The following is a 20,791-nucleotide window of genomic DNA, read 5'->3' on the forward strand; positions in this document are numbered from 1 at the left end:
TCATGCCGGGCGCCTCCGACGCCGCGCACGAGCGACGTCAGCCCTGCAGCGTCACCTCACGGCGCTCCGGGAGCACGATCGGGTGCGAGCCCGCCATGACCTCGAGCACGCGGATCACCTGGCAGGAGTAGCCGAACTCGTTGTCGTACCAGACGTAGAGGATGAGGGTGTCCTCGTCGGCGATCGTGGCGAGTCCATCGACGATGCCGGCCCGGTGCGAGCCGACGAAGTCGGTGGAGACCACGTCGGGGCTCTCGACGTAGTCGATCTGCTGACGCAGCTTCGAGTGCAGGGAGACGCGGCGCAGGTAGTCGTTGACCTGGTCCTTGGTCGCCGGACGCTCGATCGTCAGATGCAGCACCGCGAGCGAGACATCGGGAGTGGGGACGCGGATCGAGCTGCCCGTGAGCTTTCCCTCGAGCTGCGGGAGCGCCTTCGCGACGGCCTTCGCCGCACCGGTCTCGGTGATGACCATGTTGAGCACCGCCGAACGCCCGCGCCGGTCGCCCTTGTGGAAGTTGTCGATCAGGTTCTGATCGTTCGTGAACGAGTGCACCGTCTCGACGTGTCCCTTGACGACGCCGTAGGCCTCGTCGATCGCCGCGAGCACCGGTGTGATGGCGTTCGTCGTGCACGAGGCCGCGGAGACGATGCGGTCGGAGTCGGTGATGGTGTCGTCGTTGATCCCGTGCACGATGTTCTTGAGCGGGCTCTTGCCCGGAGCGGTGAGCAGGACCCGGGCGACCCCCTTCGACCGCAGATGCTGCGAGAGCCCCGCCTCGTCACGCCAGCGGCCCGTGTTGTCGACCACGATGGCGTCGTCGATCCCGTGGGCGGTGTAGTCGATGGTGGCGGGGTCGTCGGAGTAGATCACCTGGATGCGAGTGCCGTTCGCGATGATCTGCTCGGCCTCCTCGTCGACCGTGACGGATCCGGCGAAGCGCCCGTGCACGGAATCGCGCAGCAGCAGCGATGCCCGCTTGACGAGGTCGTTCTCGGAGCCGCGCCGCACCACGATCGCGCGCAGCCGCAGACCGCTGCCGCCACCGGTGTGGGCGATGAGGATGCGGGCCAGCAGACGGCCGATGCGTCCGAAGCCGTAGAGCACGACGTCGGTGGGTTCGGCGGCGACGGCACCCATCGCGGGTGCCAGCACGTCGGCGAGGTAGGTCTCCAAGGACTCGCCGCTGGAGGCATGCCCGGCCACGAGACGGGCGACATCGAGCGAGGAGGCGCCGGGCGCGAGAGCGTGGATCGCTTCCAGCACGGCCAGGCTGTCTTCGATCGGGAGACGCTCGTGTCCGAGCTGGGCCACGCGCTCGTGCACCTCGACGAGCCCGGTCGCCGACAGGCCGAGCAGGCGGTGCCCGTGGAGGGAGGTGACCACATCGTGCTCGCGTCGAAGCGCCCCGATGAGCGGGATCATCCGCTCCGCCAGTTCTTCGCTCGCCGTCCAGTCTTCGCGGTGTGCCGCGGAATCGTTCATCTGCGTCCTTGCATGTGTGAGCGCGCACCGAGGTCACCGGCGCGCGGGTTGCCGGGTGATCGGGGGATGGCTCCAGCGTACAAGCCCCGGAACCGCGCGCCGAATCCAGGTCTTTCCGGTCTCACCGCGGGTCCCGTTTTACGTCTACACTGGTGGAATAATGAGTGAGACACTGCCCGGCGACGACGCCGACCTGATCATCCGCGGCGGCCGCATCCACACCCTCGACGGGACGGACTCCATCGCCCACACCCTCGCCGTGCGAAACGGCGTGATCGTCGCCGTCGACGAAGCCGTCGCACCGCTCCGAGCGCGCACCACCCTCGAACTCGACGGGCGCACCGCGATCCCCGGCATCAACGACGCCCATCTGCACGCCGCCTGGCTCGGCGCGCGCTGGCCGCACCTGTTCTTCTCCGACACGTCATCCGCGGAGCAGCCGTCCGGGCGTCTCGTATCGAGCCGGGAAGAGCGGCGCACCGCCCTTCTCCGCGCGTGGAGCCTCCTCGCCGAACGCGGCATCACGAGCTACACCGAGCCCGGGATCGGCCCGGGAGAGGACGCCGGCGAGACCGGCTGCTTCGGCACGGTCATGCTCGACACCTACGGCGAGCTGCACCGCGAAGGCGCCCAGACCTCGCGCGTGACCCTGCTTCGGCTGTTCGGCACGATCGACGGCGAGAGCACACTGGAGGACTTCGAGCGCGGGATCCGCACCCCTGCGCCGACACACGACCCCCGGTGGCTCGCGATCCCCGGGGTCAAGATCTTCGCCGACGGCATCCCGCCGATGGCCACCGCCTGGGTCGAGGAGCCCTACACGGACGGCAGCACCGGCGCCCTGCTCACGCGGGGCGGGGATGATCCGCTCTCCGCGTTCCAGCGGATGGTGGAGCTCGCCGCCTCCCGGGGTATGCAGATCGCCGTGCATGCGACCGGCGACCGATCGATCTCGGAGTTCCTCGCCGTCCTGGAACGCCTCCCCGACGCGCCCCGGCCGGCCGCGCCCCACTACGTCGTCCACGGAGACCTGGCCACGCCCGAGCAGATCGCCCGGATGGGAAGGGTCGACGCCGGATTCGCCGTGCAACCGTTGATCGCCGCGCACACGCACTCCTGGGCGGCGCTCCAGCTCGGCGAAGCACGCCTCGCCGCCGCCTGGCCCCTGGCGGCGATGCTCACCTCCGGAACACTCACGACGGTGACGAGCGACTCGCCGATCGCGAGCCCGGACTGGCGGCTCGGCCTCGACGCCTCGCTCGGCCTGCTCGGCGACGCCGGCGTCGCCGATGACGCGCGATCGCGCCGCCGCCTGCTGCGTTCGATGACGGTGGATGCCGCGCGACAGGACGGCGCGTCCGCCTGGAAGGGAACGCTCGAGATCGGGAAGGTCGCCGATCTGACGATCCTCGATGAGGATCCCCTGACTCCCGGGCGTCCGTTCTCCTCCCTCGAGGTCGAGCGCACGATGGTCGACGGCCGCACGGTGTTCACCCGCGAGTGAGCTCTCGCACGACCGAACCCGGGTACGCACGGAAACGGCGGGCGGCATGTTCACGCATGCCGCCCGCCTCTGATCCCCCTCGGACCAGTCCATGACCCCGGCGCCGGTCCCCCGACGCCGGGGTGGCCTCACACCGCGGTCGCCACGAGCACCCGGGGACTCCCCGGCAGAGCGACCTTCTCGCGCACCTCCCAGCCGGCATCACTCAGCCAGCCGCGCACCTGGGCCTCCGGATACACGACGGTCCCGTCGATGACGAGGTACTCTCCCGCATGCAGGGCGTCGATCCCGCGCTGCGCCGGATCGTCGTCGAGGAAGAAGTCGAGCACGGTCAGGGTCGCCCCCGGCGCCGCCGCCGCTCGCAGATTGCGGAAGATCCGGGCGTTCTCCTCGGCGCCGAAGCGGTGGATGACGTGGTTCGCGAAGATCGCGTCGTAGGCGCCCTCCGGCGCGGCGGTCGCGGTGTCGGCGACCCCCACCACGGCACGATCGGCGACCCCGGCCGCGTCGACCGCCTCGGCGACACCGTCTTCGAAGCCGGGCGCATACAGGAACGTCGTCCGCAGCTCGGGATTGCGCGCCATCACGGACAGCGCGAAGTCGGCCGAGAGGCCGCCGAAGTCGAGCGCGTGGGTGGCACCGGAGAGGTCGAGGTGACGGCCGAACTCCTGCGCGTGCAGGCGGTTGTACGTCATCACCCCCGCCATGAACGTCGCCCAGCGGGCGTCGTCCATCTGCAGATCGCCGGGCTCGGTGGTGTCGACCGTGTGCGCGAACTGGAGCCAGTGCGGGTAGCTGATCTCATCGAGGAACGTCAGGAAGGGCGCGAGGTCGATCGCGGCATCGGCACCGGTCAGATACGCGGCGGCGTCCGGGGCGACGGCGTAGCGCCCATCCGTGCGCACCAGGAGGCCCTTGGCGGCCATCGCATCGGCGAGCAGACGGGCGATGCGCTCGCTCACCCCGCACGCCTCGGCGATCGCCGACACCGTGTCCGCTCCGCCGTCGACGGCACGGAAGAGGCCGATGCGACTGGCGTGGAAGAGCTGCTTGGACGCCATGTACCCCGTGGCGATGTCGAGGATCCGTGCCGCATCCGCGGTGGGCGTGTCGGTCATGTGTGGGCCTTTCCCTATATTTCTACGATTGTTGGAATTAAACGGCAGAGGTGTTCCCGGTCGCGGTGTGGCTCAGTCCGCCAGGAAGTCCCGCACGGCGGCACGGAACTCCGCCGTGTGCAGGGCGGAGAGGTGATCGCCGGGGACGCGCTGCACACGGGCGCTCGGGAGCAGCCGCGCGAGGTCGTCGACCCCGGCCGCCATCGGGTCGTCGGTGCCGCCCAGCAGCAGCACGGGCACGGCGATGCCCTCGGCCCGTGGCGCGAACGGCTCTGCGGCGAGGCCCTCGATCAGGTCGATCAGATCGTGCGGACGGTTGCCGGACGACGACGCCATGTGCACGATCATGCCCGTGAGGGGATCCGTCGGCATGGCGCCACCGTCGACCGCGGCGCGCGCGGCCGCGAGGTCGACCTGCGCGAACGGCTCCCCCGCGCTGAGACCGCCGAGCACCAGGCGGTGCACGGAGACGCGCGGATGCGCCGCCAGATCCCACGCGAGGCGAGCCCCGAGTGAGTATCCGACCAGGTCGATCTCGTCGCTGCCGACGGCCGAGGCGAGTGCGTCCAGCACTGCGGTCGTGGGCGCCGTGCCGAGTGCCGGGCTCTCACCGTGCGCCGGGAGGTCGACCACGAGGCGGGGACGGTCGCCGACGACGCCGGCCCACTCGTGATCCGGCCAATCCTGCGCTCCGCGCGACGCGAGGCCGTGCAGGAACACGACAGGACGCCCGGTGCCCTGGTGGCGCTCGATGAACAGGGATGAGGTCATGACGCGCCGTCCTCTCGGACCCGGCGCGCCGCGCTCAGCGCAGGCGTGCCAGGAACTGGTCGATGTAGGTCTCGTAGTCGGCGATCCGCTCGCCGTCGGGGTACATGAGGTTGATGACGGTCGCACCGACCGCCGCCGAGATGTACTCGTTCGCGAGCGGGCCGTAGTCCTGATCGCGGATCGACCCCTCGTCCCGCGCGGCCTCCATGCGCTCGATGAGAGAAGCGCGCCAGGACGCCAGGTGTCCGCGATACAGCTCGGCCAGCGACTCGTTCGCCATGGCGTACTCCCACAGCGCGAGCAGCACCCGCCCCGCGGCGATCTGCTCCTGATCGCGAGGGATCGTCGCCTGCAGGAACCCCCGCAGCGCGGCATCCGCGGACGCCGGCTCCTCGCCGGCGGCCTGCACCCCCTCGGACATCTGCTGGAGTATCGTCTCGAACGTCGCCGCGACGATGCTCTCCTTGCCCGGGAAGTAGTGCTTCAGCGCACCGTTCGCGAAGCCGGCCTCCGCCGCGATGCTGCGCATGGTCGCGGCCTCGAAGCCACCCTTCAGGATGATGCTCTTGGCGACCTCGACGATGTCCCGTCGACGCTGGTCGTGATCGATGATCTTCGGCATGAGGTCCTTCCGGCCGATTCCGAGGCGTGGGGTGATCAGGCCTGGAGCTACCGTACCGCCGCATCGCGCACCTCCCGCAGAGCGAGCCACTGGGCACGTCGCTGACGCTGCGCGACCGGGTCGGCGACGGGCGAGGCGAGGCGCAGCCGCTCGGAGTAGGGATGCTGCGGGGCACGGGTGACCTGCTCCCCCTCGCCGACCTCGACGAGCTCCCCGCGATACATGACCGCCACGCGGTGACAGACGCGGCGCACGACACCGAGGTCATGAGAGACGAAGAGGTAGGCCACGCCGGTGTCGCGCTGCAGCTCGATGAACAGATCGAGGATCGTCGCCTGCGTGGTGAGGTCGAGGGCGCTGACGGGCTCGTCGCACACGATGAGGCGCGGCCCGCGGACGAGGGCGCGGGCGATCGCGATGCGCTGACGCTGGCCGCCGGAGAACTCGCTCGGGTAGCGATCCATGGCCGATTCGGGCAGGCGCACGCGGTCGAGCATCTCGCGCACCTTCGTCTCGGCGGATCTCGTGCCGATACCGGTGGTGAGCAGCGGTTCGGCGAGGATGTCGCCGATCGTCATCGCGGGGTTGAGCGATCCGTACGGGTCTTGGAAGACGACCTGCACGTCATCGGCGAGCGCACGCCGGGCACGGCCGCCGAGCCTGCTGATCTCCTTGCCGTCGAAGCGGATGCTCCCACCCGTGACGGGTGCGAGGCCGAGGATCGCCTTGCCGAGCGTCGACTTCCCCGAGCCGGATTCTCCGACGAGGCCCAGGCACTCGCCCGGCGCGATGTCGAGGGAGACGCCGTGCAGCGCGCGGAAGGCGTGTCGGCCACGGCCGTACTCCACGACCAGGTCGTCGACTTCGAGCAGGGCGCTCATGCGGTCACCTCCGTTCCGGTGCGGTCGAGTTCGGCGCGGCCCTCCGCATCGTCCAGGGACGCGGCGATCAGTTCGCGTGTGTATTCCTCGGCGGGTGACGCGAACAGCGAGTCGACCGGTCCTGTCTCGACGACGTCACCGCCGCGCATCACGATCACCCGGTCGCAGATGTCGGCCACGACGCCGAAGTTGTGGGTCACGATCAGCAGAGCCATGCCGTATTCGGCCTGCAGCTCTCGCAGGAGCTCGAGTACCTCGGCCTGCACCGTCACGTCGAGCGCCGTGGTCGGCTCGTCGGCCACGAGCAGAGACGGCTTGCCCGCGATCGCGCCGGCGATGAGCACGCGCTGCGCCATGCCGCCCGAGACCTGGTGGGGGTAGCTGCGCATGACACGGTCGGGGTCGGTGAGGCCGACGCGCAGGAGCATCGCACGCGCCCGCTGCCTGGCCTCCGCCTTGCGGAGCCCGTGGGTGCGGCGCAGCGGCTCGATGAGCTGGTGGCCGATCGTGTACGACGGGTCGAGGTTGCTCATCGGTTCCTGGGGCACGTAGCCGATCTCACGTCCGAGCAGAGCGTGTCGCTGCTTCGGGGTCGCTTTCGTCACGTCGGCCCCGCCCACCCAGATGGCGTCGGCGGTCGCGCGCCCGCTGGACGGCAGCAGGTCGAGCACCGAGAACACGGTCTGCGACTTGCCGGAACCCGACTCGCCCACGATGCCGACGACCTCGCCTGGTGCCACGTCGAGGGTGACGCCGTGCACGACCTCGGTCTCGCCGGTCGGGGTGGCGTGCACGACCCGCAGGTTCTCGACGCGCAGCGCGGACTCCTCTGCGGTGTGCTGCGCGCTTCCGGTCGCGGGGGCGAGCGGCGTCGCGGCCCCGGCGGTGGTACCGGCGGTGGTACCGGCAGCCGTGCCTGCACCGGTGCCGGACCGGCGGGAGACGCGCGGCGTGCGCACCTGCACCAGCTCGGCGAGCGTGGATCCCATGATCGCGAGCACCGCGATCGTGAGTCCGAGGGCGGCCGACGGCCACAACAGCATGAGCGGGTAGGTGAGCATCAGGCGGAAGCCCTCGAGCATCATCGCGCCCCAGCTGGGCACGTTGGAGTCGCCGATGCCGAGGAACTGGAGGCCGGCCTGCATGCCCATCGCGATGCCGGCGGTGAGGGCGGTCTGGATGATGACCGGCGGATACACGGCCTTGATGACGTGGCGGAAGATGATGCGTCCGGCGGACAAGCCCGACACGCGAGCGGCGTCGATGTAGGGCTCGCCGCGCACGGCCAGGGTCTGAGAGCGCGCGATGCGGAAGTAGCCGGGAACCATGAACACGCCGACGGTGGCCATGAGCAGTTCGAAGTTGTTGCGGCTGCCCGCGGCGACCACGAGCAGGATGATCATTCCGGGGATCGACTGGAGAGCATCGCTGATCCAGGTGGCGATGCGGTCGAACGCGCCGCCGAAGTAACCGGCTGCGACGCCGGACGGCACACCGATCACGAGCGCGGTGACGATCGTGATGAGCGCGCCCCACAGGGTCGTTCGTGTGCCGTAGATGAGTCGGCTCAGGATGTCCCGGCCGGTCGAGTCGCCGCCCAGGAGGTGCTCGGGCCCGGGAGGCGCCTTGGCCGCGGCGAGGTCGACGAAGTTCGGGTCCATCGGCGCGAGCAGGGGTGCGAAGACCCCGACGAGCACGATGAGCAGGAAGATCGCCAGCGGGATGTATCCGCCGGGGTGACGGAGGAAGCGGCGGAAGAGGCTCGAGCGTCGCTTCTGCGCCGCTCGGTCGAAGGCGACCCGGATGTCTGTGGTGGTCATGCGACGCGCACCTTCGGGTTGATCCAGCCGAGCACGAGGTCGAGCAGGAGGTTGATGAGGACGACGAAGACGATCGAGATGACCGTGATGCCGAGGAGCATCGGGATGTCGCCGTTCTGCGAGGACTGGTTGGTGAGCTGTCCGAGACCGGGGAGGCTGAAGATCTGCTCGACCACGATCGCGCCGGACAGCAGCCCCACGAACATCAGGGCGATGACGGTGAGGGCGGCGGGCGAGGCGTTGCGGAGGATGTGCAGGTTGACCCGGGTGGCGGAGAGACCCCGGCTGCGAAGCGTGCGCACCCAGTCCTGGCGGCTCTGCGCGATCACGGCGTTGCGCAGCTGCTCGGCGACGGCAACGATGCCGCCGAGGGCGAGCGAGATCGCCGGGAGGGTGATGGAGCGCAGCCATCCGTCCACGGATTGCGTCGGCGGCACGTAGCCGACGGCCGGGAACCACTTCAGCTGCACCGCGAGCCACATCACGAGCACGAGGCTCACCCAGAAGCCGGGGAGAGCGAAGAGCACGACCGAGATGCCCTTGATGACGCGGTCGAACCAGGTGCCGGGACGGAGTCCGGTGATCATCCCGAACGTGACACCGACGACCGCGGTGATCAGCGTCGCGAACGTCACCACCGACAGGGTCACGGGGACCTTGATCGCGAGCTGTGCGCTGACGGGCTGGAAGTTGCGCCAGGAGACGCCGAAGTCGAGCAGAACCGCGTGTGAGAGCCAGTCCCAGAACTGCACGAGGAGCGGACGGTCGAGGCCGATCTTCTCGGCGAGCGCCGCCTGCTGAGCCGGACTCGCCGTGGTGCCCAGAAGCGAGGCCGTCGGGTCGCTGATGGCGAGATGGGCCAGGAAGAAGGTGCCGATCGAGACCGCGACGAGCAGGAGGATGCCGGACAGCACCCGCTTCGCCGTGAACAGGAACATGGGGGCCTCTCGGAGGATGGGGTCGGAGGGGGAAGGTTGCCGGGGCGGCCGGTGTCGCGGCCGCCCCGGCGGGCGTCAGCCCTGGGTGATGTAGCGGAGCGTCGGGAACATCATGCCCACGACGGGCTGCAGCTGGATGCCGGGCGCCGTGTAGTAGATGTTGTTCGCCTGGTACCAGACCGACCACCATGCCTGGTCGACGAGAGCCTTGTTGAGCTCCTTGACGGCGTCGGTCTGCGCGTCGCCGCGCTCGGTCTGCACCTTCTCGACGAGAGGAGCGATGACCTCGTTCTCCGCATAGTCGGGCGCGGGGTTGAACCACTGCACGCTGGTCACCTGGCGGGCGACGGTGGCGACGTCGTTGCCGTCCATCGCGAGGAACGAGATGAACATCGGGTAGTTCGGCGCGTTCAACTGGTAGTCGGGCATCTGCATGTTGTCCCAGGTGACCTTCACGCCGAGCTCGTTGAGCGCCTGCTCGGCCGAGGGCTTCCACATCTCGAAGATGGGAGACATCGGCATCGAGATCTCGAAGCCGTCGGGGTAGCCGGCGTCCGCCAGCAATTGCTTGGCCTTGTCCATGTTGTAGGCGTAGGTGTCGTTGAGCGACGGATCGTTGATGGGGCCGCCGTCGGGGAACACCTGGTTGGTGGCGACGCCCGCTCCGCTGCCGACCGCGGCGAGGACCGCCGCTCCGTCGAACGCGTAGTTCAGCGCCTGCCGCACCTCGAGCTTGCCGAGCGGCTCGCTCTTCACGCCGGTGTGGTCGGTGATGACGAGGCCCGCCCATCCCGAAACGCGTTCGGCGGTGTTCCACCCCTGCTGCTTCGCCTGCTCGAGGTTGGCGACATCGCCGTACTGCACGTTGATCTGGCCGCTGAGCATGGCGTTGTGACGGGCGGTGGCATCGGTGATCGGGAAGATCGCGAGCTCGGAGAAGGGATACGCGTCGGCGTCCCAGTGGTCGGCGGTCTTGGTGAAGTGGTACTCGGCACCGGCGACGCTCGTCGTGCTGTCGAGGACGTAGGGGCCGGAGCCGATGGGCTCGCTGCCCAGCGTGCCCGCTTCGATGGCGGCCGGGGAGGCGACGTAGCTGCGTCCGAGACCCATGAAGTAGAGGATCGTGTCGTCGCGCTGCGTGAGGGCGATGCGGACGGTGTCGTCGTCAACCTTCTCGAAGGAGGCGACGTTGACGTAGGCCTCACCCGAGCGCGCACCCGCCTTGAGGTACTCGAGGCTCGTGATCACGGCGTCGACATCGACCGGGGTGCCGTCGCTGAACACGGCGTCGGTGCGGATGTCGAGGTCGATGCTGAGGTCGTCGTCGGCGACGGTCCACTCGGTGGCGAGTGAGGGGATCGGTTCGCCGTCGGCGTCGAGGGCGATCAGAGCGTCGTAGACGGCGGAGAGATACGGGCCGTCGAAGCCGATGTCGGCGAGCGAGGGATCCCACGACGTGACGTCGAGGAAGTTCCCGATGTTGAGGGCGTCGGGGCTGTCGACCCCGCTGCCGTCGGACGGCGAGGGCGAGGCGCCGCCGCTGCAGCTGGTGAGGGCGAGCGTCACGGCGACAGCCGCGGCGAGCGCGAGGGGCATTCGTTTCATGATTCCTTCTCTCGGGTGCAGGGGGTGGTGAAGAAGGGTCGAGGTGCCGCTGATCGGAAGCCGGGTCCGACGTCACTTCGATGTGTCGTGCTGGTTAGTCTACATGCGTGGAAAAAGAGCGCAAGGGCGATTCTCCCCCGCGGTGTGCCGGACCATGCCCGGGGGCGCACCGGGCTTGACCGAGCGCGCAGGCATGAGCGCATGGACATGGGCGCGCGAGTACGAGCGCGCGCCCATGAGCAGACCAGCACATCCCGAGCCGCACACGCAGGCAGCGGTATCAGGCGTCGATGTCAGGCAGCGGCATCAGGCGTCGATGTCAGCCGTCGACGTCAGGCACCGGCATCAGACGTCGATGTCAGCCGTCGATGCCAGGCACCGATGTCAGGCGGCGATGTCAGGCGGCGATGTCGAAGCGCGCTCGACCGCCGAGGCGCGGGCTGCGCGCAGGGTCGATCGAGGCGGGAGGGATGAACCACACCCGCCCCACCGGACCGCCCCCATCGATACGGATGTCCCACCCGTTGTCATGCACTCGGTGGTGGCAGGTCTCGCACAGCAGCACGCCGTTCGACAGATCCGTCGGCCCGCGGTCACGACTCCACCACCGGATGTGATGCGCCTTCGTCATCTCCGGCGGCAACCCGCACATCGCGCAGCCCCCATCGCGCTCCACCAGCGCCAACCGTTGCGATCGCGTGAACAAGCGCTTCTCGCGCCCCCAGTCGAGCACTTCACTCGCGGCGCCGAGCACACACGGAATCACACCCCCGCCGGCGGCCATTCGTCGCGCGGCTCCGATGCTGATCGGCTGCTCGACCCCGTCGATCTCCGCAGAGCCGGTGCCGGCCTCGAGATCATCGAGGCTCATTCTCACCACGATCGTCGCTCCTGCCAGCGGCACCCTCGCTTCGCACCCGAGCACGTGGGCGGCGAACACAGCGAGCGCATCAGCCTGCAGCATCGGCACGGTGCGACGGTCGGCGTCGGGCGCGTCGGGAGCGGCCGCATCCTTCCGAGCGGCGAACGCGGCCGTCACGTAGCCACGGATCGCCGTCATGACAGGGGCAGCCGTCTCGGCATCGAGGACCGCGTTCAGATGCACCATCCCCTCACGCTCGTGGATGGTGAGTGATCGACGGGAACGCTGCTCCTCGAGTCGCGGCTCCACCCCATCCGGGTCCAGCCACGCCTCCGCCCGCACCACCAGCTTCCGCACATCGTCCAGCGCGAGCCCGCACGCTTTCTCCACCAGCACACGCTCTGCCTCGGCGACGCGCGTCAGGCCCACCGCGACGCGACATCTATCGAGCAATGAGATGATCACCGCCGCCGACTGAGCGCTCAGCATTCCCGCGCCGAGCGCCTCCCGCACGACCGGGTATCTCGCCGGCAGCGGCGCCCCCAGGAGGTCTGCACGCGGAGCAACGGCCTCCCCCACCTTCACGAGCCGCGTCGCATCACCGCGTGACACACCCACGGTCGCCGCGATCAGCGTCGCCGGATTGCGGAACCCCTGCTGCTTCGCGAGACTCTCGGCCCCGAGTTCGGGGCGGGACTCGCGAGAGATGCACGCGGCCACTTCGACGTGCACAGCATCCAGCCGGCGCTGGAGCACCCCGAGGGACGCGCTGACCGCGATGAGCTGCTCTCGCGACAACTCACCCGAGTCGTCGGCATCAGCCCACGCCGCGTCGAGACGGGACATCGCCTCATGCAACACGGCCAACTTCGACATACCCAGATTCTATCGAAGAACCGCCCTACTTTCGTAGATTTGTTCGAATGAATGCCAGCATATCGCAGACCGCCCGGGCTCCTTCAGACGAAGTCCTGCGACTGCGAAGCATCAGCCACTCGCAGCTCCACGTCTTCAGCGTCGGCTTCAGCGTCGCCAGGCTTCGCATCGGTCAAGCCACCGTCCTCCTCGACAGCCCGGCGTCTCGCATCAGCGCGTCTGTCGAGAATCAGCTACCAGCCGACGAAGAAGACCACCAGAAAGAGGAATCCACCGAAGACCACGGCCATGAGCAGCGTGGGCTCCGGGCTCATCTCATCTCCGCTCCCCCGACATCCACGGCGGATCTCGGCGCGCCTCATGTTCCCACACCGGCAGCACGCAGCCCCCAGAACCCCAGCCCCCTTCACCACGCCCCGTCGGCGCGCACCTCCCGGTCGACCCAGCAGTCGGCGAGCGCAGTCCGCACCTCGGCTCCGTGGTCTCGCGCGAGGGCGAGCGCCGCATGGTTCTCCTCGAGTTGCGCGAGGCGCGAGGCACCGAACAGCACGTTCGCGGTGGCGGGGTTCGACAGGCAGAAGGCGACGCCGAGCGCGGCCGGCGTGACCCCGAACTCTCCCGCAACCCGCGCGACCTCGGGGTACACGGCGGCGATCTGCTCCCGGATGCCTCCCACGTCGGCACCGATCTTCCGCTCGGGCATGCGTCCGGTGGCGAGGATTCCACCCTCGAACACGTCCGACGCCTGGAGCGTGAGAGTCCCCTCGGCGAACAGCGGACCATAGGCGTCCCCCTCCGCCATCGATCGCCGAGCGATCCCGTACTTCAGCTGCGCGAACACCGGACCAGCCATGCCCTGCGCCGCGGCAACGGCGAGCGCCTCCCGCGTGTGCTCGATCCGCCAGTTGTTGATGCCCCAGGAGCCCACGAGCCCCTCGGCGATCAGCTCGTTCACCTCGGCGACGAGGCGCGGCAGGTCCGGAGCGTCGAGGTAGTCCCCCACGACGAGGGTGTCGAACCGGTCGAGGCCCGCTCGCTCCAGGGACTCGACCAGTTGCGCGCGGAAGCCCTGGTTCGGCCAGTCCCACAGCCAGAGCTTGCCGCACAGCACGATGTCATCGCGGTCGACGCCGCTCACTCTCAGAGCCTGCCCGAAGAGGATGTCGGTCTTCGAGTTCTCGGAGTGCGGACCCATGTTGTAGTACGCGACGTCGAAGAAGCCGGCGTCCAGCTCGACCGCCCGGCGGATCAGCGCCACCGCGTCGTCGGGCGCCATCCGATCCCAGGTGTTCCAGGATCCGAGCGCCAGCGGGGACACCGGGGCGCTCCGGGAATCCAGCGGCTTCCAGGGATATGTCGTTTCGGGCATGAAGGCTCCTTCGCCGTCTCGAGACACGGGGTTGTGTTTTTCTATGTTTGTAGAATATAACGGAGACATCCCGTCAGAACCGCCGTCAGTGAGGACGAACATGACCGTATCCCCCCGCCGCATCCTGGTCACCGGCGGCGCGTCCGGCCTCGGCCGCGGCATCGCCACCGCATTCCGTGACCGTGGAGACGAGGTCTTCATCGGCGATGTGAACGCGGACGCCGCCACGGCAGTCGCCGCCGAGATCGGCGCCACGGCGCTCACCCTCGACATCGGCGACGAGTCCTCCGTGCGCGCCGCAGCCGAACGACTCACTGCCGACGGCGGCATCGATGTCCTGGTCAACAACGCCGGCATCGTCGCCGGCGGCGGCACCCTGCAGGAAGTCCCGGTCGACGTCGTCGACGCGGCCCTGCGGGTCAACGTGCGCGGAACCTTCCTCATGCTCCGGATCTTCGGCGCGCTGCTCGCCGACGCAGGACGCGGCGCGATCGTCAACATCTCGTCCATCGGCGCACGGCAGCCCACCCCCGGACTGGGGCACTACGAGGCGACGAAGGCCGCGGTCGACGCCCTCACCCGCACCGCGGCGATCGAGCTCGCCGCCTCGGGTGTCCGGGTCAACGCGGTCGCCCCCGGTCCCGTGCTCACGCCTCTCACCGCGGACTTTGCCTCGAACCCGCAAGCCCGTGCGGCGTGGGAGTCCCGCATCCCGCTTGGCTCCATCGCCGAGGTCGACCAGATCACCCCGCTCGTGCTGTTCCTCGCGAGCGACGCCGCCAGCCACATCACCGGAGTCTCCGTCCCCGTCGATGGCGGACAGCTCCTGGTCTGACGCGGGATCGATTCCGCGCCTTCCCGTCCCCTCCGAGGCCCCTTTCTGATCCGCCACCCGCCCCGCTGCTCCGCCACCCGCCCGCGACTGGAGAACCGCATGCCCCTCCCCACCCGCACCCAGGCCGCCGTGCTCACCGCGCACGGCGAGCCGCTCACCCTGCAGGACCTGCCTCTCCCCGCCGAGATCGAAGCGGGCGCCGCGCTCGTGCGCATCGCCTGCACCACGCTGTGCGGCACCGACATCGAGATCTGGGAGGGACGGATGACCTTCCCCGGCATGCTCCCGATGGTGCTCGGCCACGAGATGGTCGGCGAGATCGTCGCCACCGGCCCTGACACGAAGGACGCCCTGGGCCGCCCCCTCTCCCCCGGCGATCGCATCGGCTGGTCCGAGTCGACCTGCGGCGAGTGCTACGGCTGCGTGGTGCTGCGCGAGCCCGTCGCCTGCTCCCGCCGCGGGTACGGCTTCCTGCAGCGTGCGGACGTGCCTCCGTTCGCCACCGCGGGACTCTCGGAGTACGCCTATGTGACCCCGGGGGCGGCCAAGTTGCTGCTCCCGTCATCCGTCAAAGACACCTGGGCCTCGATGGCCGGATGCGCGGCCAAGACCGTGTTGCGGGCCTTCGAGCGGGCAGGGCGCATCCGCCCCGGCTCGACCGTGGTCGTGCAGGGCGCCGGGGCGCTCGGCATCTTCGCCACGGCCGTCGCGAAGATCTCCGGTGCGGGCCAGGTCATCACGGTGGGCGCCCCCGCCTCCCGGCTCGAACTCGCCGGCCGCTTCGGCGCCGATGCGGTCGTCGACTTCCGCGACGGCCCGGTGGTCGATCAGGTGATGGCGCTCACGGGAGGGCGCGGCGCCGACCACGTGTTCGACTTCGCGGGTGCGCCCAGCGTCGGCCCTGACGCGATCGCGATGGCCGCTCAGCGCGGGACCGTCACGATCGTCGGCTCGACCGGTCCCGCGGGCGACGGCTTCCCGCTCAGCACCATCATGGGCAAGGAGCTCACGGTGGTCGGCTCGCTCAACGGCGACATCTCCGACTACTCCCGTGCGATCGACTTCTTCACCGCGTTCGCGGATCGCTACCCCTGGGACGACCTCTTCAGCGCCCCGGTCGGCCTCGCCGAAGCCTCCGCGAAGATCGCCCACATGCACGACCTCGATGAGGTCAAAGCCGTCATCGACCCGAGACTGTGAGGACTCCATGACCACTCCCCTCCTGCCCCGACGCGAGATCGGCCGCAGCGGCATCGACGCCTCGCTGTTCTCTCTCGGCTCCTGGCACACCTACGACCGGATGGACTTCGCCGACGCGGTCGCGATGCTCCGTGAAGCCGTGGACCGCGGTGTGAACCTCTTCGACGTGGGCGTGTACTCCGCGCCGGGAGCGCCACCGGTCTTCACCGACGTAATCTTCTCAGCGATGGTGCGCGCTGCAGGCCTCCGGCGCGACGACTGGCTGCTCTCGTCGAAGCTGTGGCTCGAGGCCTTCGGCGACGACGGCTTCCGCCCCCAGCTCGAGAACGCGCTGATGCGGGTCGGCGTCGAGCACGCAGACCTCGTGATCCTCGGAGACCTGCGGCGCGACGACCTCGACCTGCGTGACCTCGTGCTCGACCTCGCCCGCCTCGCGGAGGCCGGCCTCATCCGCACCTGGGGTGTGAACAACTGGTCGGCATCGAGCATCCAGTCCCTGATCGACATCGCCGCGGCGGAGGGCGTGGCCGGACCGCAGATCGCGCAGTTGAAGTACAGCGTCTCCCGGCGCTCGATCCCCGACGGCGGCCCCTTCGCCCGGCTGTGGGAACAGGGGCTCACTCTGCAGGCCTCCGACTGCCTCGAGGGCGGCGTGCTCGCCGGCAAGATCAACGGCGACCGGCAGATCGGCCGCGACCCCGGTGACATCCGAGAGCGGATCATCAACACGGTGCCCGCCTTCACCGAGGTCGCCGCATCCCTCGACGTCTCACCCGCGCAGCTCGGGATCGCGTTCACCCTCACCCATCCGGCGCTCACCACGACGCTGTTCGGCGCCTCCAGCGGGGAACAGCTGCGCGCCAACCTCGACGCTGCAGCCCTGGTCGATCGGGTCGGCGGCGATGAGCTGCGCCGCCTGGTCGAACCGTTCTGGGCCGATCGCGGTGTCGTCGACCCCGAAGGCCCCTGACCCGCCGCTTCGCCCTTCCATCCAAGGAGAACCATGACCGCCACCGCCGCCGGACGCCCGACCGTCACCCCCGTGCCCTTCGACCCCGAGGTGCAGGCCGTGCTCGACGAGCTCGCGAAGAACCCACAGCCGGCGCTCACCCGCGATACTCTTCCGCGTGACGGCGTCGACCGGATGTTCCCCGACAACGACTCCGTGATCGCCGGGCGCGACATCGAGTGGGAGGACCGCGTCATCCCCGGTCCCGCCGGAGCACCCGACCTCGAGATCACGGTGTTCCGCCCCGCCGGCGTCCACGGCGAGGTGCTCCCCGGTTTCGTGAACATCCACGGCGGCGGCATGATCGTCGGCCACCGCTCGTGGGAGACCGGCCGCGTGGTCGACATCGTCGACGAACACCGGGTCGTCGCCGTCAACGTCGAGTATCGCCTCGCTCCGGAGAATCCCTACCCCGCGGGCGTCGAGGACTGCTACGCCGCCTTCGTATGGGTTCATGAGCACGCCGCGGAACTCGGCATCGACCCGGAGCGCCTCATCGTCGGAGGAGGCAGTGCGGGCGGAGGGCTGACAGCCGCTGTCGCCCTGATGGCGCGCGACCGACAGGGGCCCGTCATGGCCGGGCAGCTCTTGCTGTGCCCGATGATCGACAACACCAACACCAGCGTCGCGAGCCGCCAGTACGACGGCATCGGCACCTGGCAGCGCGAGATGAACCTGCTGGCGTGGTCGTGCGTGCTGGGCGACGACCTCGCCTTCCACCCGGACGCTCCCGCCTACGCCGCCCCCAGCCGCGCGACCGATGTGTCGGGGCTCCCGCCCGCTTTCATCGAAGTCGGCGAGGCCGAGGCCTTCCGCGATGAGGACACGGAGTACGCGCTGCGCATCTGGGCCACCGGAGGACAGGCCGAACTGCATGTCTGGGGCGGCGGAGCGCACGGCTTCGACATGTACATGCCGGAGGCTGAGATCTCCCGAGCCGCTCTCGCCGCTCGCGCCTCGTGGTTGCGTCGCATCTGGCGGGCGGACCGATGACCGCGCCGCTGCCGGTCCCGTATGACCCGGAGCTCGTCGCCGGCCTCGACGCGTTCGTCGGGATGGTGGAGATCATCCCGCTGCGTGCCGACACGATCCATGCCAACCGCGACCACTTCGCGACGATCATCCCGCCCATGGCCGCACAGGCCGCGGGTCGGGAGGTCGTCTGGGAGGACCGCGTCATCCCCGGACCGGCCGGGGCGCCGGACATCGAGATCACGATCGTCCGGCCGGCGCGCGCGACTTCCGTGCCCGCCCCCGCGGTCCTGTCGATCCACGGTGGCGGGATGGTGCTCGGCACCCGGTTCTTCGGCACCGCCGAGCTCATCGACCTCGCCGAGCGGCACGGCGTCGTCGGAGTGGCCGTCGAATACCGGCTGGCACCCGAGCATCCCGGTCCCGCGCAGGCGGAGGACTGCTACGCCGCGCTGGAGTGGATGGCCGCCCACGCCGACGAGCTCGGCATCGATCCCGCCCGCATCATCGCCTCGGGGATGAGCGCCGGCGGGGGCCTGTCGGCTGCCGTCGCGCTGATCGCCCGGGATCGCGGCGGTCCACACCTGGCCGGCCAGCTGCTCGGCTGTCCGATGCTCGACGACCGCAACGAGACCGCCTCCAGTCGGCAGTACGACGGCTTCGGCGCGTGGGATCGGAACAACAACGACACCGCGTGGGATGCCATCGCCGGGGACGACCGGTTCACCGACCGCGTCTCCCCGTACACCGCGCCCGCCCGCGCCACAGACCTCGCCGGTCTCGCACCCGCGTTCATCGAGGTGGGCGCTGCCGAGACGTTCCGCGACGAAGCCGTCGACTACGCCCTGCGCATCTGGGCGACCGGCGGACAAGCGGAGCTGCACGTGTGGGCCGGCGGGTACCACGGCTTCTCCGGATTCTCGCCCGAGGCCGAGGTCTCGAAGGCCGCCGTCGCCGCGCGGGAGAGCTGGCTGCGCCGCATCCTGCGCCTGGGCGGATGAGTCTCCCCGTTCCCGAAGAGCCGGCTCGCCCGCGCATGAGCACCCTGCGGGCGATGCTGGTGCTCGGGATGCTGGAGGCTTTCGGGCCATTGTCGATGGACCTCTACCTGCCGCAGTTGCCGCAGCTCGCCGCGTCTCTCGGCACGACGGAGGCTCTGGCGCAGGTGACGATGTCGGCGTGCATGATCGGTCTCGGGCTCGGACAACTCATCGCGGGACCGCTGAGCGATCGACTCGGAAGGCGACTGCCGTTGATGGTCGGAGTCTCGGCCTTCGCGGTGCTGTCGCTGGTGTGCGCCCTCGCCCCGAACATCGAGCTGCTGCTGATCGCCCGCTTCCTGCAGGGGCTCGCGGGCTCGGCGGGGATCGTGATCTGCCTGGCCATCGCACGAGACCAGTTCGAGGGTGTCGAGCTGTCGCGGATGCTGTCGCTGCTGTTCCTCGTCTCCGGAACCGCACCGATCATCGCGCCGGTCGTCGGTGGGCAACTCGCCCGGGTCATGGACTGGCGGGGCATCTTCGGCGTGCTCAGCGCCGTCGGGGTCGTGCTGCTCCTCATCGTCGTGTTCGCCCTGCCCGAGACGCTGCCCGCCTCGGCGCGGCACGGCGGCGGCCTCGTGGTGCTGCGGAATCATGCCCGTGCCGTGATCCGCGACCGCCTGTTCGTCGCGGTGCTGTGCGCGGCGGCGGGAGGCGGCGTCGCGTTCTTCACCTACCTGTCGATGTCATCGTTCGTCCTGCAAGACCAGTTCGGCCTCACCCCGCAGACCTTCAGTCTCGCGTTCGCGGCGGGGGCGCTGGCGAGCATCGTCGGCAGCCAGACCAGCAGGCTCGTCGTGCGGCGGTGGGGACCGTTGCGCGTCTATCTGGGTGGCATCACGGCGACGCTGCTCGCCACGACGACGTTCCTCGTGCTGACGCTGACCGGCACCGGCGTCTACGGAGTGATCGCTGCGCTGATCGGGTTCATGCTCTGCTCGGGAGTGGGTGGCCCGAACGGTCAGACCCTCGCCCTCGCGCACCACGGCAGCCGCGCGGGCACAGCCTCCGCCCTGCTCGGCATGGCGACCTTCCTGTTCGGGCCCGTCGTGGCGCCGATCGCGGCCGGATTGGGTGGCACGAACGCGGTCACGATGGCCGTCACCATGACGCTCGCAGCGGCCGCCGCCGCGGTCGCGGCCTGGGTGTTCGTGCGGCCGGCCGCAGCGCCTCAGTAGCCCGCAGCGCTCAGTAGCGAGCCGAGAACGCCCCGTCCGACTGGAGCAGCTGACCGGAGATCCAACGCCCCTCATCCGACACGAGGAACTCCACGACCGCGGCGACATCCGCCGGACGCCCCAGACGCCCCAGAGGGGTCATCGCCCCGAGCGAGGCCCGCGTCTCGTCGTCCATCCAGCCGGTGTCGATCGGTCCCGGGTTCAGCACGTTCGCGGAGATCCCACGAGGACCGAGCTCGCGAGCGGCCGAGATCACGAGCCGGTCGAGTGCGCCCTTCGATGCACCGTAGGGCAGGTTCCCGGTCACGTGGTCGCTGGTGAGCGCCACGATCACTCCCCCGTCGTCGCCGATCTGACGCGCGAAGGCCGCGATCAGCAGCAGACTCGCCCGCGCGTTCACGGCGACGTGCCTGTCGAAACTCCCCGCGGTGGTGTCGAGGATGCCGGACTCGACGTCGTGGGCGTGGCTCAGGATGAGCGCGGTGATGGGCCCGTGCGCGGCGACGACCGCGTCCACGAGCGCGCCGGGTCCGTCGGGGGTCGCGAGGTCGGCGAGGTGGTCAGCGTCGTGGAGATCGCTGGTCACGACCGTCCATCCGGCCGCACGCAGACGAGGGACGATGCCGGCGGCGATGCTGTTCGCCCGGGCAGCGCCGGTGATCAGAGCGAGGGGCATCCGGCCACCGTACCGGAACGCACACGCGT

The 20,791-nt window shown here is 69.7% G+C and carries 18 protein-coding genes; 7 read left to right on the forward strand and 11 right to left on the reverse strand.

Annotated features, from left to right (window positions below; all coding sequences use genetic code 11):
- Nucleotides 1-37: 37 nt before the first annotated feature.
- Nucleotides 38-1,486: a glyceraldehyde-3-phosphate dehydrogenase gene (locus ACLF6J_RS05645; RefSeq protein ID WP_134353260.1), complete on the reverse strand. Its 1,449-nt coding sequence runs from the start codon at nt 1,484-1,486 to the stop codon at nt 38-40.
- Between the two features lie 160 nt (nt 1,487-1,646).
- Here ACLF6J_RS05645 and ACLF6J_RS05650 point away from each other — a divergent pair, with 160 nt between their 5' ends.
- Nucleotides 1,647-2,990: an amidohydrolase gene (locus ACLF6J_RS05650; RefSeq protein ID WP_134353259.1), complete on the forward strand. Its 1,344-nt coding sequence runs from the start codon at nt 1,647-1,649 to the stop codon at nt 2,988-2,990.
- A gap of 128 nt (nt 2,991-3,118) precedes the next feature.
- Here the strand turns inward: ACLF6J_RS05650 and ACLF6J_RS05655 are convergent, their stop codons facing one another.
- The 9 genes from ACLF6J_RS05655 to ACLF6J_RS05695 all read right to left on the reverse strand — a co-directional run bounded on the left by ACLF6J_RS05655 (nt 3,119) and on the right by ACLF6J_RS05695 (nt 13,852).
- Entirely contained in the window at nt 3,119-4,108 is a 990-nt protein-coding gene (locus tag ACLF6J_RS05655; protein WP_134353258.1) for a methyltransferase family protein, read from the reverse strand.
- 72 nt (nt 4,109-4,180) lie between these two features.
- Nucleotides 4,181-4,879: an alpha/beta fold hydrolase gene (locus ACLF6J_RS05660; protein WP_134353257.1), complete on the reverse strand. Its 699-nt coding sequence runs from the start codon at nt 4,877-4,879 to the stop codon at nt 4,181-4,183.
- A 34-nt stretch (nt 4,880-4,913) separates the two neighbouring features.
- Nucleotides 4,914-5,501, reverse strand: coding sequence for a TetR/AcrR family transcriptional regulator (locus tag ACLF6J_RS05665; RefSeq protein WP_134353256.1), 588 nt, complete (start codon nt 5,499-5,501; stop codon nt 4,914-4,916).
- Nucleotides 5,502-5,548: 47 nt separating this feature from the next.
- Entirely contained in the window at nt 5,549-6,382 is an 834-nt protein-coding gene (locus ACLF6J_RS05670) for an ATP-binding cassette domain-containing protein (RefSeq protein ID WP_134353255.1), read from the reverse strand.
- Complete coding sequence (locus ACLF6J_RS05675; protein WP_134353254.1) at nt 6,379-8,202, reverse strand: dipeptide/oligopeptide/nickel ABC transporter permease/ATP-binding protein; 1,824 nt, start codon at nt 8,200-8,202, stop codon at nt 6,379-6,381. Before ACLF6J_RS05675 ends, ACLF6J_RS05670 begins: the two co-directional genes overlap by 4 nt.
- A complete protein-coding gene (locus ACLF6J_RS05680) occupies nt 8,199-9,140 on the reverse strand; it encodes an ABC transporter permease (protein WP_131494407.1) in 942 nt (313 codons plus the stop codon). The genes ACLF6J_RS05675 and ACLF6J_RS05680 overlap by 4 nt, the downstream gene beginning before the upstream one ends.
- A gap of 75 nt (nt 9,141-9,215) precedes the next feature.
- Entirely contained in the window at nt 9,216-10,745 is a 1,530-nt protein-coding gene (locus ACLF6J_RS05685) for an ABC transporter substrate-binding protein (RefSeq protein WP_232762282.1), read from the reverse strand.
- Nucleotides 10,746-11,142: 397 nt separating this feature from the next.
- Nucleotides 11,143-12,483: an HNH endonuclease signature motif containing protein gene (locus tag ACLF6J_RS05690; RefSeq protein WP_134353253.1), complete on the reverse strand. Its 1,341-nt coding sequence runs from the start codon at nt 12,481-12,483 to the stop codon at nt 11,143-11,145.
- Between the two features lie 406 nt (nt 12,484-12,889).
- Entirely contained in the window at nt 12,890-13,852 is a 963-nt protein-coding gene (locus ACLF6J_RS05695; RefSeq protein WP_134353252.1) for an aldo/keto reductase, read from the reverse strand.
- A 100-nt stretch (nt 13,853-13,952) separates the two neighbouring features.
- On the opposite strand from ACLF6J_RS05695, the gene ACLF6J_RS05700 reads away from it, so the two are divergent.
- The 6 genes from ACLF6J_RS05700 (at nt 13,953) to ACLF6J_RS05725 (ending at nt 20,086) form a co-directional block, all read left to right on the forward strand.
- The gene (locus tag ACLF6J_RS05700) at nt 13,953-14,687 is read left to right on the forward strand and encodes an SDR family NAD(P)-dependent oxidoreductase (RefSeq protein WP_134353251.1); all 735 of its coding nucleotides are present in this window, start codon (nt 13,953-13,955) and stop codon (nt 14,685-14,687) included.
- Nucleotides 14,688-14,786: 99 nt separating this feature from the next.
- Entirely contained in the window at nt 14,787-15,887 is a 1,101-nt protein-coding gene (locus ACLF6J_RS05705) for a zinc-binding dehydrogenase (RefSeq protein ID WP_134353250.1), read from the forward strand.
- A gap of 7 nt (nt 15,888-15,894) precedes the next feature.
- Nucleotides 15,895-16,857, forward strand: coding sequence for an aldo/keto reductase (locus ACLF6J_RS05710; protein WP_134353249.1), 963 nt, complete (start codon nt 15,895-15,897; stop codon nt 16,855-16,857).
- Nucleotides 16,858-16,890: 33 nt separating this feature from the next.
- Nucleotides 16,891-17,889 (forward strand): alpha/beta hydrolase, encoded by a 999-nt coding sequence (locus ACLF6J_RS05715; RefSeq protein WP_134353248.1) that lies wholly within the window; start codon nt 16,891-16,893, stop codon nt 17,887-17,889.
- The gene (locus ACLF6J_RS05720) at nt 17,886-18,869 is read left to right on the forward strand and encodes an alpha/beta hydrolase (RefSeq protein ID WP_134353247.1); all 984 of its coding nucleotides are present in this window, start codon (nt 17,886-17,888) and stop codon (nt 18,867-18,869) included. The genes ACLF6J_RS05715 and ACLF6J_RS05720 overlap by 4 nt, the downstream gene beginning before the upstream one ends.
- Complete coding sequence (locus ACLF6J_RS05725; protein ID WP_244093619.1) at nt 18,866-20,086, forward strand: multidrug effflux MFS transporter; 1,221 nt, start codon at nt 18,866-18,868, stop codon at nt 20,084-20,086. Before ACLF6J_RS05720 ends, ACLF6J_RS05725 begins: the two co-directional genes overlap by 4 nt.
- A 10-nt stretch (nt 20,087-20,096) precedes the next feature.
- Here ACLF6J_RS05725 and ACLF6J_RS05730 read toward each other — a convergent pair whose 3' ends face one another.
- Nucleotides 20,097-20,762 (reverse strand): SDR family oxidoreductase, encoded by a 666-nt coding sequence (locus ACLF6J_RS05730; protein ID WP_134353246.1) that lies wholly within the window; start codon nt 20,760-20,762, stop codon nt 20,097-20,099.
- Nucleotides 20,763-20,791 lie beyond the last annotated feature (29 nt).

It is taken from the genome of Microbacterium sp. IO18 (assembly GCF_049099505.1).
Taxonomy (GTDB): domain Bacteria; phylum Actinomycetota; class Actinomycetes; order Actinomycetales; family Microbacteriaceae; genus Microbacterium; species Microbacterium aurugineum.